Raw genomic sequence first — 13,589 nt, 5'->3', positions numbered from 1 at the left:
GACCTCCGACATGGACGTTCGCCAATACGCCTTCCTCGCGCGCCAGCCTTCTGCGGTCGTGAAAACCCGCGAGCACTTCTGGGGCATGCCCAAACGCGGCGTGGCGTTCCTGCTGGCCAACGTCATGTTCTGGCAGCCGATGTGGGCGCAGGCCGAAGGGATTGTGGTGGCCAATCCGGGGACCAGCCTCGGCCAGGCGGGCAATGGCGTGCCGATCGTCAACATCGCCACGCCCAATGGCAGCGGGCTGTCGCACAACCAGTTCCACGATTACAACGTCGGCGTCCAGGGCGTGATCCTCAACAACGTCAATGCTCAGACCGGCACGACGCAATTGGGCGGGATCATTGTTGGCAACCCCAACCTGATCAACCGGGCTGCGGCGCAAACCATCCTTAACGAAGTGGTCGGTGGCAGCCCGAGTCAGTTGCGCGGCTACACCGAAGTGGCGGGGCAGTCGGCACGGGTGATCGTCGCCAACCCGTACGGCATCAGTTGCAACGGTTGCGGCTTTATCAATACGCCGCGCGTGACGCTCACCACTGGCAAACCGGTGCTGGATGGCGCGGGTCGGCTGGATCGTTTTCAGGTCGATCAGGGCACTGTCAGCATCGACGGCGCCGGGCTTAACGCCAACAACGTTGACCGCTTCGAAATCATCACCCGCAGCGCAAAGATCAACGCCGAAATCCAGGCGAATAACCTGACGATCATTGCCGGTCGCAACGACGTTAACGCGGACACTCTTAACGCCACGGCTCGGGCGAATGACGGCAGTGCGAAACCGGAACTGGCCATCGACTCCTCGGCGCTCGGCGGCATGTACGCCGGGGCGATCAAACTGGTCGGTACCGAGGCTGGGGTCGGTGTGAAACTGGCGGGTAACCTGGCCGCCAGTGGCGGGGATATCCAGATCGACGCCAATGGCCAACTGACGATGGCCCAGACGTCGGCTACCGGCGCAGTCAACGTCAAAGCCGCCAGCCTTGATGCCCAGGGACCGGTTTACGCCGGCAGCACGCTCAATGTGCAAACCCAGGGCAACCTGAACAACCAACAGAACCTTGCGGCCCGGGACAGCATCACCCTCACGGCAGGCGGCCAGTTGACCAACGGCGGCATTATCGAAGCTGGGGTGAATGCCGATAACAGCCGCAACGCCAGCGGCGACGTGAGTCTCGTCGCGCAGAACCTCAACAACACCGGCAAAAGCGTGATCGCCAGCCGCAACCTGTCGATCAATACCGCCCAGACGCTGACCAACCAGGGCGGCACGCTCAGCGGGCAAACCACCAACATCGTCGCCGGTACGCTGGACAACCAGAACAACAGTCGGGTGATGGGCAACAGCACGCTGAATCTGGCGGCCAATCAGGTGTTCAACACCCTGGGGGTCATCACCAGCCAAGGCAATCTGACCGCCAATGTCGGGCTGTTGAACAACCACAACGGCGAGGTTTCCAGCGCCGGTAACACCACCGTTAATGCCTCGTCGCTGGACAACAGCGATGGCCAGGTGACCGGTGACGTCGCACTGAACATCGGCTTGATCGGTGCACTGAATAACCAGAACGGTGTGCTGGGCTCCGGGAAGAACGTCAGTATCAACGCCGCCAGCCTGGACAACAGCCATGCCGGCAGTCTTGTCAGCGATGGCAGCCTGAGCGCGAATATCACCGGCCTGTTCGATAACCAGAACGGTGACCTCATCGCCAAAGGCGCGGTCGACCTGCAGACCGGCAGTCTCGACAACCGCAACGGCAGCCTGTCCGGCAAGGATCGCCTGACCCTGCGCAGCGATTCGCTGGACAACCGCACTGGCAAAGTGCGCGCCTCCAATGCGTTGCAATTGAACGTCGGGCAGCTGAATAACGGTCAGAAAGGGCTGCTCAACAGCCAGGCAGCGATCAACTTTACCGGCACGCACCTGGACAACCTCGGCGGCTTGTTGAGCGCCGTGGGGCCGGTCCATCTGGACGCAACCAGCGTCGATAACAGCGGCGGTCGCATCGCCAGTCAAACCGATCTGATCGCCAACGTTGCGCAGTTCACCAACCTGGGCGGTGAACTGGTCGCTCAAGGTACGTTGACCCTGACCGGCCAGGGGCTGGATAACCGGAGCGGTGGTCTGGTAGGCGCGACAAAAGCGCTGAAACTCAATGTCGATGCCGTGGACAACCGTGGCGGCGAAATCTCCAGCGCCGTCGATGTCAGCCTGCAAGGTTCGCAACTGAACAACAGCGACAGCGGCAAGATTCTGGCCGGCACCGACCTGAGCCTGAAAGTGGCGCAGATCATCAACCAGACCAAAGGCCAACTGTTCAGCAAAGGCGCGACCACGGTCACCGGCCATAGCCTGGACAACAGCGGTGGCAGCCTCGTCACCCAGCAAGGCCTGGATATCCGCCTCGACAATGCCCTGAGTAACGTCGCCGGTCTGATCAGCAGCGAAGGCACCCTGATCGTCAACGCCGGCAGTCTCGATAGCACTGGCGGCAGCCTGTCGAGCGCTGGCGCACTGGCGCTGACTACTACGGGCATCCTGAAGAATCAGGGCGGTTCGATCAGCACCGACAGCACCTTGACCCTCAATAGCGCCAGCCTCGACAACAGCCAAAAAGGCTTGATCAGCGGCAAACAGGCGACCGCTGTGACAACCGGCGCGTTCGACAACACCCAGGGCGGTCAGTTGATCAGCGGCGACACGCTCGACTTGAGCGCAGCGCAGGTCAGCAACGGTTTGGCCAGCCGCATCGCCAGTAACAAGGCGTTGACCGCCAGTGTCACCGGTTTCGATCAGCAGGGCGGTCAACTGTTCAGCAAAACCTCCCTCAGCCTGGACCTGAATCAGGGCCAGTTGAACAACCAGAACGGTTTGATCAACGCACCGTTGCTGATGTTGAAAAACCTCAAGGACGTCAACAACCAGGGCGGTGAAATTTCCAGCGCCCAGGCCTTCACGCTGGCTGCCAGCAACCTTGATAACGGCAACGGCAAGTTGATCAGCAACCAGGGCCTGACCCTGCGCATCGATCAACTGCTGGCCAGCGTCAAAGGCCTGATCTCCGCCCAGACGCTTGATATACACAGTGCGCGTCTGGACAACAGCGGTGGTCTGATCAGCAGTCGCGGCACCCTCGGGGTCGCGGTTGACGATCAGATGGTCAACCACGACGGCACGCTCATCGCTGACGGTGATGTGCAACTGAGCGCCGACAGCGTGGACAACAGCGGCGGCCAGATCGCCGGTAAATCCGACGTCAACACTACGGTTTCGACCTTCAATAACCAGGGCGGGCAACTGGTCGCAACCGGTGGCCTGACCCTGACCGGCACCAGCCTCGACAACCGCAACGGCGGACTGGTCGGCGCGAACAACGCCTTGCAATTGAATGTCGGGTCTATCGACAACCGTGCCGGTGAACTGTCGAGCCAATCAGACATCACGGTAGTCGGCAACCAACTAGACAACAGCGACGCTGGTCAGGTGGTCGCGCAAGGCGCATTGGCCCTGACGGTCGACCACGTGCTCAACCGCGCCAAAGGCCTGCTGTCCGGCAAGACCGACCTGACGTTGACTGGCCATGATCTGGACAACAGCGCGGGCTCGCTGTCGAGCCAGAAAAACCTTAAGGCTGACCTCTCGGGTGATCTGAACAACACTCAGGGCCTGCTCAGTGCTGAAGGGACGCTCGACCTCACGGCCGCCAGCCTGACCAACACCCTCGGCAGTTTGTCCGCCGCAGGCCCGCTGACCTTGACCACCACTGACATCGTGCTCAATCAGGGCGGCGAGATTGTTACCGACGCCGGCCTGACCCTCAAAAGTGCCAGCCTCGACAACAGCAACAAGGGCCGCATCAGTGGCAAAGGGGCGGTCGTGGTTAACACAGGGTCGCTCGATAACAGCCACAACGGACGTTTAAACAGCGGCAGTTCGCTGGACCTGACCGCCACCCAACTGACTAACCAGGACGGCGGTCGTATCGCCAGTGCCGGCGCACTGAACGCGACGGTCACCGGCCTGGATCAGCAGGGCGGTCAGCTCTTCAGTAACACGTCCCTGACGCTGGATATGAATCAGGGTCAGTTGAACAATCAGAACGGTTTGATCAGCGCGCCATTGCTGATGCTCAAAAACCTTGAGGACATCAACAACGACGGCGGTGAAATTTCCAGCGCTCAGGCGTTCACCGTGGCGGCTCGCAGTCTGGATAACAGCAACGGCAAGTTGCTGAGCAATCAGGCCCTGACCCTGCGCATCGACCAGGCCCTGACCAACATCAAAGGCCTGATCGGCGCCGCCGCGCTGGACGTCAAAGCCGCCAGCCTGGACAACAGCGGCGGCACCCTGACCAGCCGTGCCAACCTCGACCTCAATCTCTATGGCCTGCTGAACAATCAGAATCAGGGCCTGATCAATGCTACCACCGGCCTGACCATCGATAGCAGCGGGCTCAACAACCAGAACGGCTCGCTGTTGGGCAGCGCCATTGCCATCGATTTTGGCGCGGCCACCGGTGACCTCAATAACAGCGGCGGCCTGATCACGACGAAGGGCACACTGAACCTTCAACACCTGCGTGACCTGAATAACCATGGCGGTGAAATCTCCAGCAACCAACGTATCGATTTGAACACCCGTGCCCTGGATAACAGCGCCGGCAAACTGATCAGCAACGATGTGCTGACGGTGAACGCCGACACCGTGAACAACCAGAGCGGCGTGATCTCTGGCTGGAAAGGCCTGAGCCTGACCGCCAAGAGCCTGGACAACCGCAACAACGGCACGCTGTCGAGCGGTCATACCGATGCCGCGAACAATCTGGCCGGCGATATGAACGTCACGGTCAGTGGTGACCTGCTCAACAGCGGTAACGGTGCGCTGGTCAGCCTGGGCAACCTCAACGTTAACGCGGCGAATCTGGATAACAGCAGTACCGGCATCCTGTCGAGTGCTGGCGCCCAGACCCTGACCGTCAGTGGCCTATTGAACAACGCTCAGGGCGGTTTGATTTCCAGCGGCGCAACCCTGGCCCTGCAAGCCATGACCCTGGGCAACGCCAGCGGCATCGTCAACGCCGAACAGAGCCTGAGTTTCACCGGGACCACGCTGGACAACAGCGCTGGCAGCATCGCCAGCAACGCCGCCGTAACGCTGGACCTGCTGGGCGCCCTGACCAACACCAACGGCAAACTGGCTAGCGCTGGCCCGTTGTTGGTTCAACGCACCACGCAAATCAACAACCAGGGTGGCCAACTCGCAAGCCAGGGCTTGATGACGTTGCTGACCGGTGGGTTGGACAACCGCAATCGCGGCACCGTCGCGGCCAATGATCTGCTGACCATCACCACGCCGGGTGCCGTTCAGAACGACGCAGACGGTTTGATCTACAGCCAGAACGGTGATCTGCAAGTCAGCGCCGGCAGCCTCAGTAACGGCAAGGGCACCCTGCAAAGTCAGGGCGCGCTGACCGTCACCAACGGCGGCGATATCAATAACCAGAGTGGCCGAATCATCGCCAAGACTGGCGACCTGACCGTCACCGCCGGCAACGTCGACAACCGTGGCGGCGTCCTCTCCAGCTTGCAAGCAGCCTTCACGGCACAACTGACCGGCGTGCTAAAAAACGGCTACGACCTCAACAACAACCGCCAGGGCGGCATCACCCAGGCCCAACGCCTGAGCCTGACCACCCTAGGCATCGACAACTACGGCGGGCGTATTTCCGCGCAAAGCGGCGACGCCATCGTCAACACCGGCAACATCGACAACCGCAACGGTGGTCTGTACGCCAAAGGCAAGGTCAACGTCACCGGCAACAACTTCGACAACAGCGGCGACAACGATGGGCAGATTGCCGGTCAACAGATTGACATCAGCCTCACTGGCGCACTGAACAACCGCGTAGGCGTCATTGAAAGCGACACGACGCTGGCGATCAAAGCCGCCAGCCTTGACAACCAGACCGGCCAGTTGCGCGCACTGAGCACCAGCGGCAAAACCAACTTCCAGATTGGCGGCCTGTTCGACAACCGTAACGGCACCCTCGAAAGCGCAAACTCCGACCTGACCCTCAACGCCGGCAATTTCCTCAACACCGGCGGTAGCCTGCTGCACGTCGGCACCGGCACCTTCGATATCTCCACCGCCAACGTCATCAACGCCGGTGGCACCCTTGTCACCCGTGGCGGCTTGACCATCAGCACCGACACCTGGAACAACAGCAACGTCATCCAGGCCGGGCGCCTGACGGTCAACGTTAACAACTTCAGCCAGACTGCCAGCGGCCAACTGTTGGCCTCCGACAGTTTCAACGGCAGCGGCGTCAACTGGTTCAACCAAGGCTTGATTGCCAGTGATGGCAGCCTGAACGTGGGCTTGGGCGCCCGTTACTGGGGCGGCGGTCGTCTCAGCAGCAAGGGCAACCTCGGCTTGAGTGCGGGGCAAGTGAGCCTCGATCAAACAACTTCCAGCATCGCTGGCGGTGGCGACACCACGATCAATTCCGGCAGCTCGCTGGACAGCATCGGTCGGCTGACGTCTGCCGGCAACCTGACGGTGAACGCCGCCAATATCAACAATTACGGCACTATCGGCGCGGGTAACGACCTGACCGTCACGACCGGTGCGCTGGTTAATAACAACGGCCTCATCACCAGCGGCGGCAACATGAACCTGCTGGTATCAAACTTCACCAACTACTATGGCCAGGTCTACGGCCTGAGCGACGTGCACATCGGCCGGGACCGTGACAGCGCCCAAGCCGACCTGCTGGATAACCGCTCCGGTGACATCTATAGCGCTCGAAACCTGACCATCAATGCCCAGACCGTGAATAACGTGCGGGACATTCTGAATTACACCCAGCAAGAGAAAAGCGCCGTCTTCATCAAGGAACTCGACTGCAATTTGATTCCGATTGCCGGATGCGACTTCCGCAGTCGCGGACGGCGTAACGGGCTCTGGGAAATTTCCGAGACCGACCGTCTCAAAGTCAACGCGAGCAGTGCGGCCGCGAGCTTCACCAGTGGCGGCGATACGTTGATCAATGCCCAGACCCTGAACAACACCAGCAGTACCATTGCCGCCACCGGCAATATGATGGTCAACGCGGGCACCATCAACAATACCGGCCTGCAAGAGCAGGACATTGTCACCACCCGCACCTACTGGAACTACGTCGACGCTATCCATGACGTGTTGCTTGAGGCTGCAGCATTCAATCTTAGGAACAGCCCGACGCCTTTGGCCAATGTTGAAGCCGACCTGAGTCATTTCATCAGCATGTTGCGTGGCGGCATCATCCAGCAGCCAATCACCACGGTGACAAATTCGGGCAGTTCCTACGACGCCGTGATCCAGGCTGGCGGCGCCGTGACGCTCAATGCTGGCCAGACAATCAACAACAGCGTGGTGCGCCCGTACTATGCCTATGTGGCGGCGGGTCACACCAAAACTGACACCGGAGTCGGCAGTGCGTACTCGACGCCGATCTACATCAATGCGCAACTTCCACCCAATCTGGCTCAGCAACAAGTCAACCCGTTAGCGCTTCCCGGCTTCAGCTTGCCTACCGGTCAGAACGGGTTGTTTCGCCTGAGCGGACAAGGCAGCAGCACCCCGGTTACCAGCGGTCCGCAAAGCTGGAGCATGGGTGGCGGCAGTGTCACCACTGCCCAGCGTGAACAGCCGTTGCCAGTTGGTCAGGCCCGGGAGATTCAATTAGGTGCGGTCGCTCAGCCCTCTGCGAGTTCAGTGGCGTTGAACCCGATAACGCGTCAGGCCAACAACCTTGACGTTAACGCCAGCGCCATTGATGCATCGATGCCCAATGCCACGTCACCGAGCGGCCCTGGGTTACCCAATCGAACCACGGCGATCACGGTCAACCGGGTTCAAGGATTGCCGGCAAACAGTGGACAGTCCAAACCGCAAAAATACTTGATCGAGACCAACCCGGCCCTGACCGACCTCAAACAGTTCATGAGTTCGGATTACCTGCTGTCGAACCTGGGTTACGACCCGGACAACAGCGCCAAACGGTTGGGCGATGGCCTCTATGAACAGCGTCTGATCCAGCAAGCCGTCGTGTCTCGAACCGGCCAGCGCTTCATCGATGGTCAGACCACCGACGAAGGCTTGTTCAAATACCTGATGAGCAACGCCATCACCAGCAAAACCGAGCTCAACCTGAGCTTGGGTGTCACCCTGACCTCCGAACAAGTCGCGGCCCTGACCCACGACATTGTCTGGATGGAAAACGCCGTGGTGAACGGCGAACAGGTCTTGGTGCCAGTGCTCTACCTGGCAAACGTCAACAATCGTCTGGCCGCTAACGGCGCATTGATCCAGGGCAGCGACGTGACCCTGATCGCCGGCAAGGACCTGAACAACGCCGGCACTTTGCGCGCCACCAACAACCTGTCGGCCACTGCCAGCAACGACCTGGTCAACAGCGGCCTGGTGGAGGCGGGCAACCGTCTCGATCTGCTCGCTGGCAACAACCTCGTGAACAAGGCCGGCGGCATCATCTCCGGCAAAGACGTGACACTCACCGCTACCCGCGGCGATGTGATCAACGAACGCAGCGTCACCACCCATGAAAGTGGTACGGGCAACATCAGCGAGCGTACTGACTTCGTCAACAGCGCTGCCCGAATCGAAGCGGCTAACAGCCTGACCATCAAGGCTGGGCAAGACTTCAACAACACTGGTGGCGTGCTAAAAAGCGGTGCCGACACCGCGGTCAGCGCCGGTCGTGACGTCAACCTCGTCTCCGCCGAACAAGTCGTTAATGGCGAGCGTGGGCTGCATCACAACGAGACGGTCACCCAATACGGCTCGACGGTTGATGTGGGAAAAAGCCTGACCGTCATGGCGGGGCGCGACATCACCGCGATCGCCAGTCAGATCGACGCCAAACGCGATGTGAGCATGAGCGCAGTTGGCGATCTGACCTTGGCTTCGGCGGCGGACGAACAACACGCTTACGGTGCGAACAAGAAGTTTGTCAGCCAGGAAGACCATGTCAGTCAGGTTTCTACTACGCTGAATGCGGGGGGTACTGTCTCGCTGAATGCTGGCAAGGACCTGAGTTTGATTGCCAGTCGCGTGAGCGCTGGGGATGAGGCTTATTTGGTTGCTGGTGGTGATCTGGCGATTAAGTCTGCCGAAGACACCGATTACAGCTTCTACAGCAAAACCAAGAAAAACTCGTCAGGTAAAAAGACTCAACTTGATGAGGTGGCCAGTACCACCAACGTCGCCAGCTCAGTAACCTCCGGCGGGAACACTACGTTGCTGGCCAGTAACGACATGCTGATCAAAGCCAGCGACATCACGGCCGATAAAGGCGGCGTGCAACTGGTGGCAGGCAACGACATCCAGATCGTTGCGGCTACTGATTCGAACAGCGCCCGCCATGAAAGCAGCTCCAGCAAAAGTAGTTGGGGCGGCTTGAAATCGAGCAAGGTCCAGGATCAGGTTTCCGAGACGCAGAGCAAAGCTGTCGGTAGCATGATTTCAGGTAATACCGTGGATGTCGCTGCTCGTCGAGACATAGTGGTAACCGGTTCGTCACTGGTCAGTACACAAGACCTTAAAGTCACAGCGGGACGCGATCTGACTATTAATGCAGCGGAAAATACATTCAGCCGTAGCGAGTTGCATAAAGAAAAGAACCGCGACCTAACGGGTGTACTCACTGCCAATAACCTTGGCGTGGACGATATCACCGGCAATCAACACCTATCGGTCAGCAGTCAGAATCACACCGGGACCTCGTCTCAAACTACACTGACTGGTAGCACAATCGGGTCCAGTGCCGGGAACGTAAACCTTTCTGCGGGGCGCAATCTCGGCGTGATCGCCAGTGACTTGGTCAGTACTCAAAACATGACCCTGAATGGTTCTAACGTGACCATCGCGGCGGGCATGGAAAGTGCGAGCCAGAGCAGTACCGACAAATCGAGCAGTCTTGCTGTTGGGCGGGTGATCGGGGGAACTGTTGTCGATACTGTCAATAGTATCCGTGCGTCGGTCAAAGCGGCCAATGATGCCGATGATCCACGACTCAAGGCGGTGAAGCTGGCTCAGGCGGGACTGGCGCTTTATAACCTTAATGGGATGACATCCCAGACCTCCGATGAAAGTTCAGGTTTCAAAGATAAGCAAGGAGGATCTGCCAGTAACGGGTCGTTAATAAAAATTGGCACAGAGCTCGCTAACACCCACAGCAAAAGTACCAGCGAGTACAACAGTCAAACCGCTAAACAGAGCACGATCAACGCAGGTAAAGACCTCACCATCACGGCTGCGGGTAATACAGCGGGAACCCTCGGTGATATTCACGTTTTGGGCAGTAGTCTAAAAGCGGCGAATACGCTTCTGCTGGCGAAAAATGACATCACCCTTGAGAGCGCAACCAATACTGCAGATTGGGTCAATAACAGCACCAACAGTAAAACCAGCATTGGCGCCAGTTTCAATATTGGTCAACAAAATGGCTTCACCTTGGACCTGGGGGCGCAGATCGCCAAAAGCATGGGTACCGGAAGTTCGGTCACTCAAGTTAACACTACTTTAAACACTGGCTCATTGTTGTTGCGTAGTGGTAACGACACGACACTCGCTGGGGCTCAGGTGCGGGCAGACAGTATCCAGGCGTTGATCGATGGCAATCTAAACATCATTTCTCGCCAGGACAGCGAAACACAGAAAAACAAGCAAGGTAGCGGCGGTTTCGGTGCCAGCATTTGTATTCCTCCGTTTTGCTACGGCTCTACAGTGGCAGCGTCTGCAAACCTTGCAGCAGGCAATATGAGCATTGAGTACAAGCAGGTTGCCGATCAGAGTGGTTTGTTTGCGGGGAAGGGGGGATACAGTCTTGAAGTTGGAAAAAACACCACGCTTCAAGGGGCGGTTATTGCGAGTGAAGCCTCCGCTGAAAAGAATCAGCTGACCACTGATCGCTTAATCGTCAGCGACATAAAAAATGTCAGTGATATCAAAAGCCAATCGGCGGGTGTGAGCGTGTCCGGCAGCTACGGTGGCGGATCAGGAAGTGCGTCACTTGGCGGTTTGTCTGGCATTGCGCTTGAAGACTCCGATCGCAGTAAAACACGCAGCGCTGTCAGTGAAGGCACGATCATCGTGCGCAACGCGGCGGGCGCGAATGATCTGGTCGGTTTGAGTCGGAACACAAGTAATACCAACGAGAAACTTGATAAGCCCGACCAAAAAGCCATGGAAGAGCGCATGGAGCTTGTAAGAAGCTCAATGGACCTGGTTAAGGGGGTGGGCGACGCCATTGCTACGGCAAGAATAAAAGAGGGCAACGATCCCGATAGCGAAATATCAAACGCTGCACGTCAGAAGTTGCTCGACAATGGAGTAGTCAATCCGAGCAATGAGCAGGTTGCCAAACAAGTTCAGAGCGATTACGGCGTCGGCAGCAGTTTCCAAAAAGCTAGCCAGGCAGTCACGGCGATCGTTCAGGGGTTAGTTGGCGGCAGTATTGGCGGCGCTCTAGCCGGTGCCGCAGCTCCTTATTTGGCACAAACAGTCAAGGACATGACTGCAGGGGATGACACCGCAAATTTAATGGCCCATGCAGTTTTGGGTGCAGTGATCGCAAGAGCCGGAGGTAACTCGGCTCTAACGGGAGCGGCAGGCGCCGTTGTTGCGGAAGAAACCGCGAGGCTCATCAGAGAGGAGCTTTATGGTGGACTAAGCAACGAAGAGTTGACGCAAGAACAAAAACAAACAATCTCTGCGTTAGCCTCGCTGGCCGCAGGTATTGCGGGAGCGGTGACAGGCAAGGACGCACTATCTGCTGTGGCATCGGCTCAGGTCGGGAAGAATGCGGTAGAAAACAATTTCCTGAGCCCCGCCGATCAGACGTTGCTGGATCAGCTAAGGCAACGGAGGTTGAGCAGAGATACTCGCGTCACGGTCGCCAAAAAGTTAGTCGCCTTGGATCAGTTGGACCAAATCTCAAATGCGCTGATGGAACGCTATCGTCTAGATCCTGATGCAATGTCCGATGCTGCCAAGGTACAACTCAACGATTATTTGCAGGAATATGCTTACGCGCTGATACAGACTTATGGCCCAGACGTTGCAAAAGCAAAAATTGATGCATTAACAGCACCCATGACGTTAAAGCCAAGTGACACCGTCGCCTATGCGAGCTACAGCGCGGATAAGCAGGCGTCACTGGACAGGCTGTACCCTGGTGGATTCAGTGAGCAGGTGAATCGCAAGTTGAGCCAAAACGAGCAGCTTTATCTCGACTCGCTTGGCACGCTGCGAATCAATCAAAACTATCAGGACCTTGCAGATGTAGGTACCCCTGCGCTATATGTGATGGGTGGTAGCTTGGGGTTGGGCATACGTCTCGTCGCCGCCGAAAGTGGAGCGCTTCAGGTCGCATACGGTGGAGTGCAGGCCTATAACGGTGATACATGGGCGGCAGCCGGCAACATTGTGATGGGCGCGCTGAACGTTTTAGGCTCGGTAGGGGCTGGTGGGCTGAAGGGGGGCGTTGGTGGTGGTGCAAAAGCAACTAGCGGGGCGGTAGACCGTGCTACTACTGGGATTGAGTGGGGCAAGGGTATTCAAGGTCAAGGAATGCCTTGGGAGGATTACCTTGGGACGCAACTGCCAGCAGGCTCTCGACTACCGCCTAACTTCAAGACGTTTGACTTTTTTGACGAAACCACTGGTATAGCGACCAGCGCCAAAACACTTGATACGACGACTGCTGCCAAACTTGCTAATCCGAGCCAAGTATATTCATCGCTCAAAGGAAATATTGATGCCGCTGCTAATTTTTCTGAATCTGGCTTGAAGGGTGTGACAGTTACTTCAAGTCAAATTACCGCTCGCGAATTACAAGTTGCCATTCCTGAAGCCACGACTAGCGCTCAATGGGAACAAATCAATAGAGCCATTGAATATGGTCAGAGCAAAGGCATTACGGTAAAAATTACCAAGGTGAATTAAGATGAACGATGTCGTGAAAACAGCCTGGGCGGATGCAGGAGTCAATAAGGAATTTATTTACGTTAAAACTTATTCTGGCTATCGGAGTAGTCGAGCTGATCCACAGGGTGTCGAGCATCACGCCAGCCCTGAAATCAGTGATCAAGAGTTAGGTGTTGTGGTATTGGATGCGTTGGCCCATAGCCGATTTGTGCTTCCCGAGCCGCGTAAGGATGTTTGGATTCATCCTGAAGCTACGTTTGATATGGATTTATACGACTACGACTTGACCAGTCAACGATATGATCAATGGGTTGGCAGTACTTTGGAGCGCTATAGCTACAAGAATAAGCGTGCATTATTTAAAGATATGAAAAAATGCAGTATCGAAAGTAAGGGGGACCAGATAACTATTCGTCCTAGCCATCACGAAAAGCTAGAAGCCTGGAGTGGTAAGGGACTAAGTGAGAGTGACTATGTCATTATCCCCAGCGGTAGTAGTCCTTCCGATGTAGGTGCGGCCTTACGCTTGGCTTTTAGTCGGTGCACCTAATGTGTAGAGGTTTCGAGTTGATCTGACACCGGCCTCGTGCCGGTGTTG

General features: G+C 57.4%; 2 protein-coding genes. Both read left to right on the top strand.

Annotated features, from left to right (window positions below):
- The first annotated feature begins 10 nt into the window (after nt 1–10).
- Nucleotides 11–13,009, top strand: coding sequence for a two-partner secretion domain-containing protein (locus tag HKK52_RS12770; RefSeq protein WP_178117452.1), 12,999 nt, complete (start codon nt 11–13; stop codon nt 13,007–13,009).
- 1 nt (nt 13,010) lies between these two features.
- Nucleotides 13,011–13,541 carry a contact-dependent growth inhibition system immunity protein gene (locus HKK52_RS12755; RefSeq protein ID WP_078482018.1) on the top strand — a complete coding sequence of 177 codons (531 nt, stop codon included), beginning with the start codon at nt 13,011–13,013 and terminating at the stop codon, nt 13,539–13,541.
- Nucleotides 13,542–13,589: the final 48 nt, after the last annotated feature.

This window comes from Pseudomonas sp. ADAK2 (genome assembly GCF_012935755.1).
Classification (GTDB): Bacteria; Pseudomonadota; Gammaproteobacteria; order Pseudomonadales; family Pseudomonadaceae; genus Aquipseudomonas.
Note: the sequence above shows the minus strand (reverse complement) of the source record. Positions and strands in the feature narration are given on the sequence as shown.